This is a genomic window from Pseudomonas sp. TE12234 (assembly GCF_054061835.1).
Genome location: NZ_JBSSEP010000036.1, coordinates 1 through 18,960, shown reverse-complemented (window position 1 = coordinate 18,960; position 18,960 = coordinate 1). Strand labels below are relative to the sequence as shown.

Genomic DNA, 18,960 nt, shown 5'->3' with positions numbered 1-18,960 from the left:
GCCTTTTTTCGTCTGTTGCCCGCACAAAAAACAAACGCCCCGAACAAGTCGGGGCGTTTGTTGGGCTGGCCTTCAGTGTGTTTTCACACAGTCTGTACGGGCTGCTTTTTTGTTGCCTGTGATTTAGCGACGCTTGAGCGGATTGCGGTGGTATTGAGCCTGCTCGATCGTGGACTGAATCAACGTCAGCAGGGTCCACTCGACTGTCCGGTTGCTACAGAGCCTGTGCAATGTTTGTGCAGACGTATCAGTGCAAAACGGGACCGGCCAGAATGCCAGCATCATCTGCTGTTCACTCATTCAAGCTCCCTGTTCCTTGCAGTGGCTGGCTATGAAAGACTAGCGGCCGTTTCTACAGTCCTCCTGATTTTTTACGCGCCGTTTCAAGGCCGTGTGTTTTGAGTGCCCATGCCTGCCATCGAACATCCATTGATAGACCAGTTCCTCGACGCACTCTGGTTGGAGAAAGGTCTTTCCGATAACACCCGCGATGCCTATCGCAGCGACCTGGCCCTGTTCAACGGCTGGTTGCAGGATAAAGGGCTGGAGTTGGTCAACGCCGGACGCGAGTTGATCCTCGACCATCTGGCGTGGCGTGTGGAGCAAAACTACAAGCCCCGTTCAACCGCACGATTTCTCTCGGGCGTGCGTGGCTTCTATCGTTATTTGCTGCGGGAAAAACTGATCGCGGTTGACCCAACGCTTCGTATCGATATGCCGCAACTCGGCAGGCCGCTGCCCAAGTCCTTGTCGGAGGCCGATGTCGAAGCCCTGTTGAAGGCGCCTGATTTGAGCGAAGCCATCGGGCAGCGCGACCGCGCCATGCTTGAAGTGCTTTATGCCTGCGGCCTTCGGGTGACGGAACTGATCAGCCTGACGCTTGAACAGGTCAATCTGCGCCAGGGCGTATTGCGAGTGATGGGCAAGGGTAGCAAGGAGCGACTGGTGCCGATGGGCGAGGAGGCGATTGTCTGGGTCGAGCGCTACCTGCGCGACGGACGCGGCGAGCTGCTCGGCGGGCGTCCCAGCGATGTCTTGTTCCCCAGCCAGCGAGGAGAGCAGATGACGCGGCAGACATTCTGGCATCGGATCAAGCATCAGGCGAAAGTCGCCGGTATCGGCAAGTCGCTGTCGCCGCACACGCTGCGCCATGCTTTCGCCACCCACTTGCTCAATCATGGTGCCGACCTTCGGGTGGTGCAGATGCTGCTGGGCCACAGCGATTTGTCGACCACCCAGATTTATACCCATGTTGCCCGGGCTCGGTTGCAGGATCTGCACGCCAAACATCATCCTAGAGGCTAGTGAAAGTCCTGTGGGAGCGAGCTTGCTCGCGATGAGGCCTGAACATCCAGCATTAATGGCGCCTGACTGACCGCAATCGCGAGCAAGCTCGGTCCCACAGAAAGCAGTCGCCAAAGCCTTGCATCACCGGGAGTCGGACACCGTTGCCTTATGTGGTAGGCTTTGACGGTTTGCACGATGGGCGGTTATGACCCGGTGTTTCGGCACGGGCGTTCTGACCGTCCCATTTGTCCGCCTTCAGGAGTTCTCATGCGTCTGATCCAGATTTTCGCCGCCGCCGCCATTGCGTTGGTCAGCACCTTTGCCGTCGCCGATGACGCGGCCGACAAAGCCATCCGTAAAAGCCTGGAAAACCTCCAGCTCGAAGTGCCCGTAGAAAGCATCACCGCCAGCCCGCTGCCGGGCCTGTACGAAGTCAAATTGAAGGGCAGCCGCGTTCTGTATGCCAGCGCCGACGGTCAGTACGTGGTTCAGGGTTACCTGTTCCAGCTCAAGGACGGCAAGCCGGTCAACCTGACCGAGAAGACCGAGCGCCTGGGCATCTCCAAACTGATCAACGAGATTCCGGTTGCCGAAACCGTGGTTTATCCGGCCATTGGCGAAACCAAATCGCACATCACCGTGTTCACCGACACCACTTGCCCGTACTGCCACAAACTGCACGCCGAAGTGCCTGAGTTGAACAAGCGTGGCATCGAAGTGCGTTATGTTGCGTTTCCGCGCCAGGGCCTTGGCTCGCCAGGTGACGAACAGCTACAGGCCGTGTGGTGCTCGAAAGACAAAAAAGCGGCCATGGACAAGATGGTCGATGGCAAGGAAATCAAGGCCGCCAAGTGCGATAACCCGGTTTCCAAACAGTTCGCCCTCGGCCAGTCGATTGGCGTGAACGGTACACCGGCCATCGTTTTGGCCGACGGTCAGGTCATTCCGGGCTACCAGCCTGCGCCACAAGTCGCCAAACTGGCGCTGGGCGCGAAGTAAATTCGCATCGTCATGGTCCGCCATTGACGATCGTGGTCCGGCAGCAGCATTCGCCGGGCCATCAATAGAGAGCCGCGAGCATGCGGTTGTTTTCACGGCCGGCCTTGAGTCGGCCGTTTTATGGGGAGTTCACAGTGAAACCGGTCAAAGTAGGCATCTGTGGGTTAGGAACCGTCGGTGGCGGTACCTTCAACGTACTTCAGCGCAACGCCGAGGAAATTGCTCGTCGTGCCGGGCGTGGAATCGAAGTGGCACAAATTGCCATGCGCACGCCAAAGCCTCAGTTCCAAACGACCGGTATTGCGATTACCAACGATGTCTTCGAAGTGGCCACGAACCCTGAGATCGACATCGTTATAGAGTTGATGGGCGGCTACACCGTTGCCCGTGAGCTGGTACTCAAGGCCATCGAGAATGGCAAGCATGTGGTCACCGCGAACAAGGCGTTGATCGCCGTTCACGGTAACGAAATTTTCGCCAAGGCTCGCGAGAAGGGCGTGATCGTTGCGTTCGAAGCAGCCGTGGCGGGTGGCATCCCGGTGATCAAGGCGATCCGCGAGGGCCTGTCGGCCAACCGTATCAACTGGGTGGCCGGGATCATCAACGGCACCGGTAACTTCATCCTGACCGAAATGCGCGAGAAGGGTCGCACCTTCGAAGACGTGTTGGTTGAGGCGCAGGCCCTGGGTTACGCCGAAGCCGATCCGACCTTCGACGTTGAAGGCATCGACGCGGCGCACAAGCTGACGATCCTGGCGTCCATCGCTTTCGGTATCCCGCTGCAATTCGACAAGGCCTACACCGAAGGCATCACCAAGCTGACCACCGCTGACGTGAACTACGCGGAAGCGCTGGGCTATCGCATCAAGCACCTGGGCGTGGCGCGCAGCACTGCAGCCGGTATTGAATTGCGCGTCCACCCGACGCTGATCCCGGCCGATCGTTTGATCGCCAACGTCAACGGCGTAATGAACGCGGTCATGGTCAACGGTGATGCTGCTGGCTCGACCCTGTTCTACGGTGCCGGCGCCGGCATGGAACCGACCGCTTCGTCGGTCATTGCCGACCTGGTGGATGTGGTTCGCGCCATGACGTCCGATCCGGAAAACCGCGTACCGCACCTGGCCTTCCAGCCGGATTCGCTGTCGGCCCACCCGATCCTGCCGATCGAGGCCTGCGAAAGCTCCTACTACCTGCGCATTCAGGCCAAGGACCACCCGGGCGTGCTGGCGCAAGTGGCGAGCATCCTGTCGGAGCGTGGCATCAACATCGAATCGATCATGCAGAAGGAAGTTGAAGAACACGACGGCCTGGTGCCCATGATCCTGCTGACCCACCGTGTGCTGGAGCAGCATATCAATGACGCGATCGCCGCCCTGGAAGCCTTGGCTGGCGTTGTGGGTCCGGTCGTACGGATCCGCGTCGAGCACCTGAACTAAGCCGTTATCGTTCACCGGGCTCACGGGTTGAGCCCGGGTTTGCGAACACTGTCCATTGGAGTCAGTCATGCGTTACATCAGTACCCGCGGCCAGGCACCGGCCCTGAATTTCGAAGACGTCCTGCTGGCCGGTCTGGCCACCGACGGCGGTCTGTACGTCCCGGAAAACCTGCCACGTTTCACCCAGGAAGAAATCGCTTCCTGGGCCGGCCTGCCGTATCACGAGCTGGCGTTCCGGGTCATGCGCCCATTCGTCACCGGCAGCATTCCGGACGCCGATTTCAAAAAAATCCTCGAAGAAACCTACGGTGTGTTTGCCCACAGCGCCGTTGCGCCCCTGCGTCAGCTGAACGGCAACGAATGGGTGCTGGAGCTGTTCCACGGCCCGACCCTGGCCTTCAAGGACTTCGCCCTGCAACTGCTCGGTCGCCTTCTGGACTACGTGCTGGAAAAACGCGGCGAGCGCGTGGTGATCGTTGGTGCGACCTCCGGTGATACCGGCTCGGCCGCCATCGAAGGCTGCAAGCACTGCGAAAACGTCGATATCTTCATCCTGCACCCGCACAACCGTGTATCGGAAGTGCAGCGTCGGCAGATGACCACCATCTTCGGCGAGAACATCCACAACATCGCGATCGAAGGCAACTTCGATGACTGCCAGGAAATGGTCAAGGCGAGCTTCGCCGACCAGGGCTTCCTGAAGGGCACTCGCCTGGTGGCGGTGAACTCGATCAACTGGGCGCGGATCATGGCCCAGATCGTTTACTACTTCCACGCTGCGCTGCAGCTGGGTGGCCCGGCGCGTTCGGTGTCGTTCTCGGTGCCGACCGGCAACTTCGGCGACATCTTCGCAGGCTACCTGGCGCGCAACATGGGCCTGCCGATCAATCAATTGATCGTCGCCACCAACCGCAACGACATCCTGCACCGCTTCATGAGCGGCAATCAGTACGTCAAGGAAACCCTGCACGCCACCCTGTCGCCGTCCATGGACATCATGGTGTCTTCGAACTTCGAGCGTCTGCTGTTCGACCTGCACGGTCGCAATGGCGCGGCGATTGCCGGGTTGATGGACAGCTTCAAGCAAGGTGGCGGCTTCAGCGTCGAGCAGGAGCGCTGGACCGAAGCACGCAAACTGTTCGATTCGCTGGCGGTGGATGACGCACAAACCTGCGAGACCATCGCCGAAGTCTACGAGCAGACCGGTGAGGTGCTGGATCCGCACACTGCCATCGGTGTCAGGGCCGCGCGGGAATGCCGTCGCAGCCTGGACATTCCGATGGTGATCCTGGGCACGGCTCACCCGGTCAAATTCCCGGATGCCGTGGAAAAAGCCGGTGTAGGAAAAGCGCTCGAACTCCCGGCACATCTTTCTGATTTGTTTGAGCGAGACGAACGTTGCACGGTGTTGCCGAATGACCTTAAAGCCGTACAGGCCTTTGTCAGTCAGCATGGCAACCGCGGCAAGCCTTTGTAACCGGCAAAAGCTGTCACAAATTGAAGCCCGTCTCATGACGGGCTTTCTCGTTTCTGCATGCCACACTGATCCGCTGGAGTCGCCCATTAAGGACGGGCGAGATGATCATCAAGGAAGTGGCAATGTTGTTTTTCAGAAAGTTAACGCCCGCCCCGCGCTGGCTGATTTTGCTCGGGACCCTGGGTTTTACCCAGTGGGTGCTGGCGGCAGATTCGGCGGCTCCCGCGCCTGCGAAGGCCCTCAAGCTGGACGAGCAAGAGCGTAAATGGATGGCCGAGCATCCGCGCGTCATCGTCGCTTCGCTGGAGTACCCACGGTATCTGTTCAAGGATGAGCATGGCCGCTGGATCGGTTTGAACAAGGATGTACTCGATCGCATCGGCGCCATGACCGGTTTGCAGTTCGTTCATGTCGAAGCGTTTTCTACCGATCAGATGCTGGCCAGCCTGGAAAGCAGTGAGGCGGACATGAGCACCACGCTGGCAATCAATGACGAACGCAAGGCGTTCCTGGACTTCAGCCATGCATATGGTGGCGCGGGCTGGGTATTCGTGGGGCGGGCAGAGGCACCGAAGGTGCAATCTTTGGAGGATCTGGCGAAGCGGGTGCTGGTGTTGCCGGCTCGTCATGCGTTGGAAGCATCAATTCGCCATGAATACCCGACCATTGAGCTACGCACCGTCAAAACCTACGCGGAGGCCCGTGCGCTGGTTGAAAGCGGTGAGGCCTATGCCACCATCGACAACGAAATCGGCGCTCAACTCTTTCCCTCGGGGCAGCTTCAGCTGGGGCATATTCTGGAGGGACGGTGGGACCCTGAGCATCTGGCGGTGCGCAAAGGCCAGCCGCATCTATTGAGCATTCTCAACAAGGCACTGGAGGCGTTTCCCCCCGCCGAGTTACGCGCCATTCGCCGCAAATGGCTCAATGGTGTCGTTACGACCGCAGAGCCGACGGTTTGGCAGCGGGTGACACAGTGGAGCTGCCGGGGTGTGTTTGTCGTCAGTGTATTCGCCGTGCTGTTCCTGCTCTGTAACCGCCGGCTGGCCTCGGTGGTCCGGCAACGACTGGAGACTGAGCAGCGTCTTGGGGATCAGCTCGCTTTCCAGCAGGCGCTGATGGACGCGACGCCTGACCCGATGTTCGTTCGTGATCTGCAAGGGCGCTTGATCCTGTGCAACAGGAGTTTCGAAGAGAGTCTGTCGACCCGAATTGATCGGATTCAGGGGCGGCAGCTGATTGAATTGGAGATCCTGCCCAAAGAGACCGCTGAACTGTTGCATACCGAATTCATGGCCCAGCTGGGCTCGCGCTCCACACGATTCTGCAGGCGGCAATTGATGTTCAACAACGGCCACAGGGACATCTACCAATGGACGGTGCCGTTTTACGGTGCGGACGGCCAGCTGCGCGGTTTGCTGGGGGGCTGGACGGATCTCGATCAGCGTATCCGACAGGCGTGATGCGACTGTTTTTTCTCTGTCATCTTTGCCATGCATGCTCTTTCGACCGGAGACGCAGACGAAGTTGCATCCGGTATTCAGAACTTTCTTCTCGGGCCAGCGGTCATTTACTGTAGGCACGCCCCAGGCACTTTTTTCGGACTATTGAGTGGTGATCGAGATGGAAAGTATCAGTCTCTTGCTCGGTGAGGCTCTGAGCCCGTACCAGGTGACGCTGACCCCCTCGGGTATTCATGGTGAATGCCGGGTGACATTGACCAATACCATGGGCACCACTGTGGTTGAACGTGAGTTCAGTCAGGCCCAGTTAAGCGATAAGCGTCTGCTCACCGATGTGGTCGACGGTTTGCATCGTGATGTACTGATTGCGGAAGGTCGCCTGGAGCCCTGTGTTATCGCGGCGTTGCGCAATGCTGCGCAAGACAAGTTGCTTGCCAGCCGCAACTGAATTGTTTTTTGTGGGAACCTTCCTGCACCAACGTCAGTCAGATCTCTTAACAGCAGGATCAAGCATTGTGCTCCGGTGCTTGTAGCTTGCTGCTACGGGTCTTTATGTAGGCCACGTTTAACCCCGAGTCGTCTCCCCACTTCTCGGGGTTTCTTTTGCCCGGAATTTGTCAGTGCCCGGCCTGCTGTTCAAAAAACGCCTTGGCATCTCTCAGATAATCGCTGCGCCTTTCCGGGTCCAGCCAGTCGGCGTATAGCTGATCCGGTCGGTCGTGCGGCAAGGTGCGCAAAAGCAGGTTTATCTCGCTGATCGCCTCTCGGCCCTGAGGTGTATTGGAACAGCCGATGTACCCGAACAGGTATTTTCCCGTCCCCTTGATCGGATAGAACTGCAGCTGCTCATCGGAGATGTGTTTCTGTTGTGCCTGATAACGGATCTCGGGCCAGTAACCCAAAACCACCTGTAATCGCCCCAGCCGTTGCATCTGCAACAGACTGCCAAGGGCGTCATTGCCGTAATGGGGCGTCAAGGCGCCTGGCGGTGCCTGTCGTAGCAGGGTGTCGAGAAATTGACCGTAACTGCGGCCAGCCACTACGCCGACTTTTTTCGTGCCACTGGCCAACAAGGCTGCCAGATCGACTTCTCCGTCGACCAGAAAAGGTTGCAGAACCGATCGATCTTCCTGCCGGACCGCAAGGCCATTACTCACCGCAAGAAACGCCGGAATGGAGAATGTAATCCACTGCTCCCGCTCTTTGGTCCAGACCAGCGAGGGATCGCAAGTAAAAGATTCTTCGTGGAGCATTTGCATTCCACGAGCGCGGTTAACCCGCATCAAAGTGTGTTCGTACTGCGGCATGCCGGCGATCAACAGCGGCAACAGTTGATCGATGACACCCTGATCTTTTTTCGGGCCTTCAAAAATCATGGTGGGCGGCAAATCGCGCAGGAGCCAGATCAAGGTGTCCCTGGGTTGCGCCAAAACGGGCGAGGCCAGTCCCGCCAACAGCACGAACACGGCCAGTACGCGTTGATTGCGGCAGGAATGGCTTGCTGATGAAAACAGGCGCTTCAGCTTAGATGGCCCCGTCTTCACGCAGCTTTTCGATCTGTCCCTTGTCATAGCCAAGATCGTGGAGTACCTGAGCATTGTGTTCACCCAGTTGCGGCCCGACCCATTCACATTCACCGGGTGTCTCTGAGAGTTTCGGCACAATCCCCGGCATCTTGAAGCCTTTGCCATCCGGAAGTTTGGCTTGCAGGAACATTTCCCGGGCGAGGTATTGCGGGTCGCTGAACATGTCTTCGGCGCTGAAGATCCGGCTGGCGGGCACGTCGGCCTGGTTCAAGCGCTCGATGACCGTGTCCAGCGGCAACGAATTGACCCAGCGATCGATCACCCCGTAGAGCTCGTCGCGGCGGGTGTCACGTCCGTCGTTGCTGGCCAGGGTCGGGTCATTGGCCAGGTCTTCGCGACCGATGATCAGCATGAAACGCTTGAAGATCGCATCGCCATTGGCGCCGATCTGCACATGTTTGCCGTCGGCGCTGGTGTGGATAGAGGAGGGTGTGATGCCGGGCATGATGTTGCCGGTGCGTTCGCGAATGAAGCCGAACACATCGAATTCCGGGACCATGCTTTCCATCATGGCGAAGATCGCTTCATACAGCGCCACATCCACCACTTGGCCCTGGCCACCGTTGACCTCGCGATGACGCAGGGCCATCAGCGCGCCAATCACGCCCCAGAGCGCGGCGATCGAGTCACCAATGGAAATTCCTGTGCGCACCGGTGGCCGGTCCTCAAACCCGGTGATGTAACGCAGCCCCCCCATGGATTCACCGACCGCGCCAAAACCAGGCTGATCCTTCATCGGACCGGTCTGACCGAAGCCCGAGAGTCGCACCATCACCAGTTTCGGGTTCAGCGCGTGCAAGACGTCCCAGCCCAAACCGAGTTTTTCAAGCACGCCGGGGCGGAAGTTTTCGATCAGGATGTCCGCTTCGCTGAGCAATTTTTTCAGAATCGCCAGGCCATCCGGATGTTTGAGGTTGAGCGTCAGGGATTTTTTGTTGCGCGCCTGAACGAACCACCACAGCGAAGTCCCTTCGTACAACTTGCGCCACTTGCGCAGTGGATCGCCACCGTCCGGAGACTCGATCTTGACCACATCGGCACCGAATTCAGCGCAGATGCGCGAGGCAAAAGGACCGGCAATCAAAGTGCCCAATTCGATGACTTTCAGACCCGAGAGCGGTTTGTCAGTGAGCGGCATACTAAATCCTGTAGGACAAAAGACTGAGCGAATACAGACTTTTAACATAGCCGACTGTCAGGCGCTCAAGGTAGATCGCCTTCTATTCGTTGATTGCCTGTCGCATCGGTTAGACTTGCCGACTTTCCTCATATCAAGAAGCCCGTTCATGGCCCAGCCGTCCACGACCTACAAGTTTGAACTGAACCTCACCGACCTCGACCGCAGCGTTTACGAGAGCGTCAAGCAGACCATCGCCCGTCACCCTTCGGAAACCGAAGAGCGCATGACCGTGCGCCTGCTGGCCTATGCCCTCTGGTACAACGAGCAGCTGTCCTTTGGCCGTGGTCTTTCAGAAGTGGATGAACCGGCCTTGTGGGAAAAAAGCCTGGATGACCGTGTCCTGCACTGGATCGAAGTCGGCCAGCCGGATGCCGAGCGCCTGACCTGGTGCTCGCGTCGCACCGAACGCACCAGCCTGCTGGCCTACGGCAGCCTGCGTGTCTGGGAAGGCAAAGTGATCCCGGCGATCAAGAACCTGAAAAACGTCAACATCGCCGCCGTGCCCCAGGAAGTGCTGGAAACCCTGGCCAAGGACATGCCTCGCGTTATCAAGTGGGACGTGATGATCAGTGAAGGGACGATTTTCGTCACTGACGATCGTGGTCAGCATGAAGTCCAGTTGCAGTGGCTGGCCGGCGAACGCGGCTGATCAATCGCCGCTGGACCGCGTCATGCACTTCTATCCCACATACTGAAGAGAAACCCCTGTCACCCCATGCGCATCGAATCTCGCCTGTTGCCCGACCCCTTGCCATTGCTGGGTGATCTTCCACCCCTGCTGACCCGACTCTACGCCGCCCGGGGCGTGCAATCCGCAGTCGAACTGGACAAAAGTCTGGCGCGGCTGATTCCGTTCCAGCAGCTCAAGGGCATTGATGCTGCCGTGGATCTGCTGGTTACAGCGCTCGAACAGCGGCAACGGATTCTGATCGTCGGCGATTTCGATGCCGATGGCGCGACGGCCAGTACCGTGGGCACCCTGGGTCTGCGTCTGCTGGGCGCGGCTCATGTCGATTACCTGGTGCCCAACCGTTTTGACTACGGTTACGGCCTGACACCGGAGATTGTCGCCGTGGCGCTGGAGCGTCAGCCACAGCTGTTGATCACCGTGGACAACGGTATTTCCAGTGTCGAAGGTGTGGCGGCGGCGAAAAAGGCTGGCCTCAAGGTGCTGGTCACCGATCACCACTTGCCCGGTGATGAATTGCCGCAGGCCGATGCCATCGTCAACCCGAACCAGCCAGGTTGTGAGTTCCCGAGCAAGGCGCTGGCCGGTGTCGGGGTGATTTTCTATGTGCTGATGGCCCTGCGTGCGCGCTTGCGCAGCCTGGGCTGGTACGAGAACAAGCCGCAGCCGAACATCGGCGAATTGCTCGACCTCGTAGCGCTGGGCAGCGTGGCGGACGTGGTACCGCTGGATGCCAACAACCGGATTCTGGTGCACCAGGGCCTCGAGCGGATTCGCGCCGGACGTGCGCGACCGGGCATCAAGGCGATCCTCGAAGTGGCCAAGCGTGAGCCAGCGCGCATTACCTCCACCGACCTGGGATTCATTGTCGGCCCGCGCCTGAACGCGGCGGGGCGCCTGGATGACATGAGCCTGGGCATCGAATGCCTGCTGACCGAAGATGCGACGCTTGCCCGTGAGATGGCTGCTCAACTGGACGGCATGAATCAGGACCGTAAATCCATCGAGCAGGGCATGCAGCGTGAAGCGCTGGCGCAGCTCAAGGATTTGCCCGTTGATTCCATGCCCTTCGGTCTGTGTCTGTTCGATCCCGAATGGCACCAGGGTGTCATCGGCATTCTCGCGTCGCGCATGAAAGAGCGTTATTTCCGTCCGACCATCGCCTTTGCCGATGCGGGAGACGGGCTGCTCAAGGGCTCGGGGCGCTCGGTGCAAGGCTTCCATATTCGCGATGCCCTGAGCGTGGTAGCGGCGCAGCACCCGAACCTGATTACCAAATACGGCGGCCATGCCATGGCCGCTGGTCTGACCCTGCCGGAAGCGAATTTTCCGCTGTTCGCCGAAGCCTTTGACGCCGAGGTGCGCAGGCAAATGCGTGAAGAGGACCTGACCGGGCGCCTGCTGTCGGACGGCACCCTGGCGGTCGAGGAATTTCACCTGGAACTGGCCCGCGCGCTGCGCCATGCCGGTCCCTGGGGGCAGCATTTTCCGGAGCCGCTGTTTCACGGGGTGTTCCAGTTGGTCGAGCAGCGTGTCGTCGGCGAGCGGCACCTCAAAGTGGTGCTCAGAAGCGAATGTGGTTCGGTCAAGCTTGATGGCATTGCCTTTGGTATCGACCGCGATATCTGGCCGAATCCGACCATCAAGTGGGTGGAACTGGCCTACAAGCTCGACGTCAATGAATTCCGCGGCAACGAGACCGTGCAACTGATGATTGCCCACATCGAGCCGCGCTGAGTCTTCTTCGCCGTTGTTGCGAGGGAGCTTGCTCCCGCTGGAGGGCGCAGCACTCCCAATGCGGGCTGATGCGGTTTATCAGATCGACCGCGGTGATTTGTTTTGGGACGGCTGCGCCACCCAGCGGGAGCAAGCTCCCTCGCCACAGTGCGCTGTACCCTGTGCGGGTCATCTGTGTTTTCAGTTCTTGAACCCTCCCTCATCCCCCGTTGTCGACTAGGCTCTAAGCACTGCTTGATAATCCTTGTGACGTCTTGTCGAATTTTTTGCCCGCGGGGGCGGGTGCTGCACCTTTTTCCTGTCACTCGTCGACTTTTCAAACAGAACCCTGGAGCCTGCCCACTGATTCGAGAGGTGCCCCATGAGTCTGCTGCTTGAACCCTATACCCTTCGTCAACTGACCCTGCTCAACCGCATCGCGGTATCGCCGATGTGCCAGTATTCCAGTGCCGATGGTCTGGCCAATGACTGGCACCTGGTCCACCTCGGCAGCCGTGCCATCGGCGGGGCCGGACTGGTCTTTACCGAAGCCACGGCGGTCACGGCCGACGGGCGCATCACCGCGCAAGACCTCGGTTTGTGGAACGATGAACAAATCGAGCCGCTGCAGCGCATCACTCGCTTTATTGCCGCCCAAGGCGCCGTTGCCGGTATCCAGCTGGCTCATGCGGGGCGCAAGGCCAGCACCTTTCGGCCGTGGCTGGGCAAACATGGCAGTGTCAAACCTGAAGACGGCGGCTGGCTCCCGGTGGGGCCCTCACCGATCGCGTTCGATCCGCAACACACACAGCCCAAGCAGCTCGATGACGGTGAAATTGCCACTATCATTCAGGCCTTTGTCGATGCGGCAAAGCGTGCGTTGGTCGCCGGTTTCAAGGTGGTCGAAGTGCATGCAGCCCATGGTTACCTGCTGCACCAGTTCCTTTCGCCCTTGAGTAATCAGCGGCGTGATCAGTACGGTGGCTCATTCGAAAACCGCATCCGCCTGGTGCTGCAAGTCACCGAAGCCGTGCGGGCGGTCTGGCCTGAAGAGTTGCCGCTGTTTGTCCGGGTCTCGGCCACCGACTGGGTGGAAGATGGCTGGAATCCCGATGAAACCGTCGAGCTGGCGCGGCGCCTGAAAGCCCTGGGCGTGGACCTGATTGATGTGTCGTCGGGAGGCACGGCAGCCAACGCGGAAATCCCGACAGGCCCCGGTTATCAGACTCGCTTCGCCGAACGAGTGCGCAAGGAGGCTGAAATTGCGACTGGCACCGTGGGAATGATCACCGAGCCGGCTCAGGCTGAGCACATTCTGCGCACCTGTCAGGCGGATATCATTTTCCTGGCCCGTGAGCTGTTGCGCGATCCTTACTGGCCGTTGCACGCCGATGACGACCTCGGCGGACGCAAGGCCATCTGGCCGGCGCAGTACCAGCGGGCGACCCACCGTGACCAACCCATCCATGAATCAGACTTGCGGGATATATGAGACAAAGCCTCTTGTAGGAGCGAGCCTGCTCGCGTCGGACGTCAACGATAACGCGCCCTGTCGGGTACTCCGCGTTGTCCTGGCGTTCTTCGCGAGCATGCTCGCTCCTTCAGTATCAAGCGGTGCAATCAGGCTGCTTCGATCTTGCTGCGGTTCTGTTCGACCTTGTTCAAGTAGTCCTTGAGCTTGTCTTGTTCAGCCAGCGTGGTGAACAACCCGAGCTTGCTGCGACGCCACAGAATGTCCTGCGCGGTGGTCGCCCACTCTTCGTGCCACAGGTAATCGACTTCGCGGGTGTAGAGACCGCCGCCGATGTGTTCGCCCATGTCGCTCAGCTTTTCCACGCCTTCGAGCAGGCGCCAGGTGCGGCTGCCGTAGCTGGTGGCCCAGCGACGCGAAATATCTGTCGGGACCCAGTCGAACTTGTCGCGAATCAACGCGCTCAGCGCTTGCGGGGTGGTCATGTCTTCGCCGCCCGGCAGCGGTGCGTTGGCCGTCCAGCTCGGCTTGATGTGCTGGAAGTAAGGTGCCAGTTGCGCCAGCGCCGACTCCGCGAGCTTGCGGTAGGTGGTCAGCTTGCCGCCGAACACCGAAAGCAACGGCGCTTCTTCGCCACTGCCGGACAGCGCCAGGGTGTAATCGCGAGTGACGGCCGAAGGGTTATCGGATTCGTCATTGCACAGCGGACGCACGCCGGAATAGCTGTGCAGGATGTCGTCGCGGCTGATTTGCTTTTTGAAGTGGGCGTTGACCACTTTCAGCAGGTAATCGGTCTCACCGTCAGTGATCGCCACTTTTGCCGGATCGCCCGTGTATTCGCGGTCGGTGGTGCCGATCAGGGTGAACTGGTTCAGGTAGGGAATGGTGAACACGATGCGCTGGTCTTCGTTTTGCAGAATGTGCGCGTGTTCGCCTTCGTACAATTTTGGCACGATCAGGTGGCTGCCCTGGATCAGGCGGATGCCGTAGGGCGATTCCATCTTCAGATCGTCGCGGATGAACTTGGCGACCCATGGGCCCGCTGCGTTGACCAGGGCCTTGGCGCGGATCGAAAACCGGCTGCCATCGGAGCGTTCCAGTTGCAGGTGCCACTGGCCTTTGGTGCGGCGAGCGCTGACGCAACGGGTCTGGGTATGGACATGGGCGCCTTGTTCCCGGGCGGCCATGGCATTGAGCACCACCAGCCGGGCATCGTCGACCCAGCAATCGGAGTATTCGAAGCCTTGGGTGATTTCGCTTTTCAGTGCGCTGTCGGGACCGAACTTCAGGCTTTTCGAACCGGCGAGTTTTTCCCGTTTGCCAAGATGGTCGTAAAGGAACAGGCCGGCGCGAATCATCCAGGCGGGCCGCAGGTGCGGGCGATGCGGCAACACAAAGCGCATCTGTTTAACGATATGCGGAGCCTTGGCCAGCAGGACTTCCCGCTCGGCCAGTGCTTCGCGCACCAGGCGGAATTCGTAATGTTCGAGATAGCGCAGGCCGCCGTGGATCAGCTTGCTGCTGGCTGACGAGGTATGGCTGGCCAAATCATCCTTTTCGCAAAGGAACACCGAGAGGCCGCGACCCGCGGCATCCGCTGCGATCCCCACACCATTGATCCCGCCACCGATGACGGCGATATCGTAGACCTCGGCAAGAGGGGGCGTGGGCAAGGTGGAAGTGGGCATCGGCTCGGGCCTCGGAATTCTTTGATGTTCTGTATTTGAAATCGAACATTAATGTTCATTTGCGAAAATACTAGCCCATAAAGACGCGCAAAGCCAGTCAGATTCGATTGAAAATACTCATCGAAAGGCGATGAAAGGAAAATTTACGAACATTGGGTGCGTAATCTGACTGCTATGCTGGCGAGGGCGCTCGCTCCCACCGCTTTTGCGGCGAGTTCAGTGGGTTTGAATGAACTCAATTGAAGGGTTGAGGGCCGCTTCGCAGCCCAGTGGGAGCATGCTCCCTCGCCACGGGAGATGTGCTTAAACGACTTCCAGTCGGACTTTGTGCTGGTTTAAAAGCTGCATCAGCGCCGGGGAAGGCTGCTGATCGGTCACCAGGCAATCGATCAGGCTGATCGGCCCCAGGCGAATCATGGCGTTACGCCCGAACTTGCTGGAGTCAGCCGCCAGAATCACCTGCCTGGCGTTGGCGATGATCGCCTGGGAAACCCGCACTTCCTGATAGTCGAAATCCAGCAGGCTGCCGTCTTCATCGATGCCGCTGATGCCAACCAGGGCAAAGTCGACCTTGAACTGGTTAATGAAATCGACGCTGGCCTGACCGACCACGCCACCGTCACGCCGCACATTGCCCCCGGTCAGCAGAACGTCGAAGTCGTCCTTGGCGCTGAGCATCGAAGCCACATGCAGGTTGTTGGTGATGATCTTCAGATGATTGTGGTTGAGCAGCGCCCGGGCAATCGATTCGGTCGTCGTACCGATGTTGATGAACAGCGAGGCGTGATCGGGGATCTGTGCGGCGATGGCTTCGCCGATACGCTGTTTCTCGTCGCGCATCTGATCGGCGCGCATGGCGTAGGCGGTGTTTTCAACGCTGGAGTCGTAGGCTGCGCCGCCGTGGTAGCGGCGCAACAAATTGGCTTCCGCCAGCTGATTGATATCGCGGCGAATGGTCTGCGGTGTAACAACGAACAGCGTGGCCATTTCCTCGATGCTGACATAGCCGCGTTCGCGGACCAGTTCGAGAATTTGCTGCTGACGGGGAGGCAGATTCATGGGGCGTCCTTTGGGCTGCCGAGCAAAATTTGCCCATGATGCCGCAGGAATCGCCTCCCGACCAGTTACTCGCAGATACAGTCAGCGGCTCGGCTTATTCAGCCCCTTCGTGCGGCTCCCAATCGCGGGTGCGGCTGACGGCTTTTTGCCAGCCAGCGTAGAGTTTTTCCTTTGCCGCTTCGTCGAGCGCCGGTTCGAACTTGCGTTCGATAACCGCCTTGCCGCGCAGCTCTTCCAGGCTGCCCCAGAAGCCGCAGGCCAGGCCCGCCAGGTAAGCGGCACCCAGCGCGGTGGTCTCGCGCATTTGCGGGCGTTCGACCTGCGTGCCGAGGATGTCGGCCTGGAATTGCATAAGGAAGTTGTTCGCCACGGCGCCACCGTCCACGCGCAGTGCCTTGAGTCGCTCGCCGGCGTCCTGCTGCATGGCGTCGAGTACGTCGCGGGTCTGGTAGGCGATCGACTCCAGCGCTGCACGAATGATGTGATCCACACGTACACCGCGGGTCAGGCCAAACAGTGCGCCACGGGCATACGGGTCCCAGTACGGCGCGCCCAGACCAGTGAACGCCGGTACCAGGTACACGCCGTTGCTGTCCTTGACCTTGTTGGCGAAGTATTCGGTGTCGTGGGCGTCGTTGATGATTTTCAGCTCGTCGCGCAACCACTGGACGGTGGAGCCGCCATTGAACACCGCGCCCTCCAGGGCGTAGGCCACTTCACCGCGCGGACCGCAGGCGATGGTGGTGAGCATGCCGTGTCTGGACTTCACGGCTTTGTCGCCGGTGTTCATCAGCAGGAAGCAGCCGGTGCCGTACGTGTTCTTGGCCTGGCCTGCCTCGACGCACATCTGACCGAACAGCGCTGCTTGCTGATCGCCGGCGATTCCGCCGATGGCGATGCCGCTTTTGGTATGGCCGTAGATTTCCGACGACGATTTCACCTGAGGCAGCATTTCCCGCGGGATATCCAGCAGCTCCAGCATCTTCGCGTCCCACTCCAGGGTGTGGATATTGAAGAGCAGGGTGCGCGAGGCGTTGGTGTAGTCGGTGACGTGGACCTTGCCGCCGGTAAATTTCCAGATCAGCCAGCTGTCGACGGTACCGAACAGCAGCTCGCCATTGCGCGCGCGTTCACGGCTGCCTTCGACGTGGTCGAGGATCCACTTGAGCTTGGTGCCGGAGAAGTACGGGTCGGTGACCAGGCCAGTGGTCTCGCTGATGTATTGCTCGTGGCCATCACGCTTGAGCTGCTGGCAGATTTCGGTACTGCGGCGGCACTGCCAGACGATTGCGTTGTAGATCGGCCGGCCGGTGTTCTTGTCCCAGACCACGGTGGTTTCACGCTGGTTGGTAATGCCGATGGCCGCGACCTGATCGTGATGCAGGCCGGCTTGAGCCAGGGCCTCGACCATCACGGCGCTCTGGGTGGCGAAGATTTCCATCGGGTCGTGTTCGACCCAGCCCGCTTGCGGGTAATGCTGGGCGAATTCGCGCTGTGCGGTGCAGACCACGTTGGCGTCGCGGTCGAAAATGATCGCGCGGGAGCTGGTCGTACCCTGATCGAGGGCAATGATGTAGTTCTTATTCTGAGTGTCGGTCATGTCGATTGCCTTGGACGAAAAAAGGGAATGCGGTCTGGCGCGCGATTGAATGGGCAGTATCACGCGCCAACGGTATCAAGAAATTTCTGGTTTGCCGTCAATGGCCGGTGTTGTGTCCTTTGTAGCAGGCGCGACGCTTGGCAGATGGCGGGCAATCACCCCGCGATAGGCTGCGGCGCCGAGGCAGGCCCCGATAATCGGTGCGAAAACCGGAACCAGGAAGTACGGGATATCGCGCCCGCCGGTGAAGGAAATGTCACCCCAGCCAGCGAAGAACGTCATCAATTTGGGGCCGAAGTCACGGGCCGGGTTCATGGCGAAGCCGGTCAGCGGTCCCATCGAGCTGCCGATCACTGCGATCAGCAAGCCAATCAGGATTGGCGCCAGCGGTCCGTTCGGCAGGCCATTGTTGTCGTCGGTCAGGGACATGATCACGCCCATCAGAATGGCCGTGATGATCACCTCGACCAGAAAGGCCTGTGACGTGGTCAGGCTCGGGTTGGGGAAGGTGGAGAACACCGATGCCAATTCCAGGCTGGCTTCAGTGCCTCGAACCATATGGTGAGTTTGTTCGAAATCGAAGAACAGATTGCTGTAAAGCGTGTAAACCAACAAGGCGCCACAAAAGGCACCCGCCACTTGGGCCAGAATGTAGAACGGCAGTTTGCGCTTTTCGAAGTCGGCGAAAATGCTCAGGGCGATGCTGACGGCAGGGTTGAGATGAGCGCCGGAAACCCCGGCAGTCAGGTAGATCGCCATGCTCACGCCGATGCCCCAGATGATGCTGATTTCCCACAGACCAAAGCTGGCGCCCGCGACCTTGAGGGCGGCGACGCAACCCGTACCAAAAAAGATCAGCAGAGCAGTACCCAAAAACTCGGCCATGCATTGGCTCGAGAGAGACGGTTGTTGTAAGGCGGTTGTCATTGAAACCTCATTTTTATTTTTTGGCGCTTTCTTTCCATCATGGTCAAAGCGCGTTTTTCACCGGGTCAGGATCCCCATCCACTTCCCGGATTGCTGCTGGGTGCTGCGGTAGGACGTTTCGTGCAGTTTCAGAAACGAAAAAATATAGACAAGAAACACTGCTGTCAAAGGTCGAAAGTGAACCATCGGTCACAAATGAACTATTAGTCTTGTGAATGAGTGCGTTGATACGTGGATGAAATCCGGGTGGGCGACGATGCGCACTTGTTGAAAAGGCACCGCGATCAGACTGTGTGAAAACACACTGAAGGCCAGCCCAACAAACGCCCCGACTTGTTCGGGGCGTTTGTTTTTTGTGCGGGCAACAGACGAAAAAAGGC

At 59.1% G+C, this 18,960-nt stretch carries 17 protein-coding genes; 10 read left to right on the top strand and 7 right to left on the bottom strand.

What is annotated here, in order from left to right; translation table 11 throughout:
• From ACVWYU_RS30160 to ACVWYU_RS30130, 7 genes are all read left to right on the top strand, one after another.
• Positions 1 to 402: hypothetical protein (locus ACVWYU_RS30160; protein WP_457374455.1), on the top strand; the 402-nt coding region annotated here is incomplete at its 5' end.
• Between the two features lie 6 nt (positions 403 to 408).
• Positions 409 to 1,305 (top strand): site-specific tyrosine recombinase XerD, encoded by an 897-nt coding sequence (gene xerD, locus ACVWYU_RS30155; RefSeq protein ID WP_390957192.1) that lies wholly within the window; start codon positions 409 to 411, stop codon positions 1,303 to 1,305.
• A gap of 249 nt (positions 1,306 to 1,554) precedes the next feature.
• Complete coding sequence (locus ACVWYU_RS30150; RefSeq protein ID WP_248916081.1) at positions 1,555 to 2,286, top strand: DsbC family protein; 732 nt, start codon at positions 1,555 to 1,557, stop codon at positions 2,284 to 2,286.
• A 134-nt stretch (positions 2,287 to 2,420) separates the two neighbouring features.
• On the top strand, positions 2,421 to 3,725 hold the full coding sequence (locus ACVWYU_RS30145; RefSeq protein WP_090327524.1) for a homoserine dehydrogenase: 1,305 nt from the start codon (positions 2,421 to 2,423) through the stop codon (positions 3,723 to 3,725).
• A gap of 67 nt (positions 3,726 to 3,792) precedes the next feature.
• Positions 3,793 to 5,202 (top strand): threonine synthase, encoded by a 1,410-nt coding sequence (gene thrC / locus ACVWYU_RS30140; protein WP_090324933.1) that lies wholly within the window; start codon positions 3,793 to 3,795, stop codon positions 5,200 to 5,202.
• 122 nt (positions 5,203 to 5,324) lie between these two features.
• Positions 5,325 to 6,665, top strand: a complete 1,341-nt coding sequence (locus ACVWYU_RS30135) for a transporter substrate-binding domain-containing protein (RefSeq protein ID WP_457374454.1) — start codon at positions 5,325 to 5,327, stop codon at positions 6,663 to 6,665.
• A 160-nt stretch (positions 6,666 to 6,825) separates the two neighbouring features.
• The gene (locus tag ACVWYU_RS30130; RefSeq protein WP_090324930.1) at positions 6,826 to 7,113 is read left to right on the top strand and encodes a DUF3509 domain-containing protein; all 288 of its coding nucleotides are present in this window, start codon (positions 6,826 to 6,828) and stop codon (positions 7,111 to 7,113) included.
• A 169-nt stretch (positions 7,114 to 7,282) separates the two neighbouring features.
• Here ACVWYU_RS30130 and ACVWYU_RS30125 read toward each other — a convergent pair whose 3' ends face one another.
• Entirely contained in the window at positions 7,283 to 8,209 is a 927-nt protein-coding gene (locus ACVWYU_RS30125; RefSeq protein ID WP_457374456.1) for a TIGR02285 family protein, read from the bottom strand.
• The gene (locus tag ACVWYU_RS30120) at positions 8,190 to 9,389 is read right to left on the bottom strand and encodes a CaiB/BaiF CoA transferase family protein (RefSeq protein WP_090324927.1); all 1,200 of its coding nucleotides are present in this window, start codon (positions 9,387 to 9,389) and stop codon (positions 8,190 to 8,192) included. The genes ACVWYU_RS30125 and ACVWYU_RS30120 overlap by 20 nt, the downstream gene beginning before the upstream one ends.
• Positions 9,390 to 9,537: 148 nt before the next feature.
• Here ACVWYU_RS30120 and ACVWYU_RS30115 point away from each other — a divergent pair, with 148 nt between their 5' ends.
• The 3 genes from ACVWYU_RS30115 (at position 9,538) to ACVWYU_RS30105 (ending at position 13,327) form a co-directional block, all read left to right on the top strand.
• Positions 9,538 to 10,080: a YaeQ family protein gene (locus ACVWYU_RS30115; protein ID WP_047532723.1), complete on the top strand. Its 543-nt coding sequence runs from the start codon at positions 9,538 to 9,540 to the stop codon at positions 10,078 to 10,080.
• A 66-nt stretch (positions 10,081 to 10,146) separates the two neighbouring features.
• On the top strand, positions 10,147 to 11,856 hold the full coding sequence (recJ, locus tag ACVWYU_RS30110; RefSeq protein WP_090324925.1) for a single-stranded-DNA-specific exonuclease RecJ: 1,710 nt from the start codon (positions 10,147 to 10,149) through the stop codon (positions 11,854 to 11,856).
• Positions 11,857 to 12,217: 361 nt separating this feature from the next.
• The gene (locus tag ACVWYU_RS30105) at positions 12,218 to 13,327 is read left to right on the top strand and encodes an NADH:flavin oxidoreductase/NADH oxidase (protein ID WP_457374453.1); all 1,110 of its coding nucleotides are present in this window, start codon (positions 12,218 to 12,220) and stop codon (positions 13,325 to 13,327) included.
• 128 nt (positions 13,328 to 13,455) lie between these two features.
• Here ACVWYU_RS30105 and glpD read toward each other — a convergent pair whose 3' ends face one another.
• From glpD to ACVWYU_RS30080, 5 genes are all read right to left on the bottom strand, one after another.
• Entirely contained in the window at positions 13,456 to 14,994 is a 1,539-nt protein-coding gene (glpD, locus tag ACVWYU_RS30100; protein ID WP_457374452.1) for a glycerol-3-phosphate dehydrogenase, read from the bottom strand.
• Positions 14,995 to 15,297: 303 nt separating this feature from the next.
• Entirely contained in the window at positions 15,298 to 16,053 is a 756-nt protein-coding gene (locus ACVWYU_RS30095) for a DeoR/GlpR family transcriptional regulator (RefSeq protein ID WP_090324920.1), read from the bottom strand.
• A 94-nt stretch (positions 16,054 to 16,147) separates the two neighbouring features.
• Positions 16,148 to 17,653, bottom strand: a complete 1,506-nt coding sequence (gene glpK / locus ACVWYU_RS30090) for a glycerol kinase GlpK (protein WP_090324919.1) — start codon at positions 17,651 to 17,653, stop codon at positions 16,148 to 16,150.
• 75 nt (positions 17,654 to 17,728) lie between these two features.
• Positions 17,729 to 18,580, bottom strand: coding sequence for an MIP/aquaporin family protein (locus ACVWYU_RS30085; protein WP_247257400.1), 852 nt, complete (start codon positions 18,578 to 18,580; stop codon positions 17,729 to 17,731).
• Positions 18,581 to 18,769: 189 nt separating this feature from the next.
• The coding region (locus tag ACVWYU_RS30080) for a hypothetical protein (protein WP_457374451.1) at positions 18,770 to 18,960 on the bottom strand (191 nt) is incomplete at its 5' end.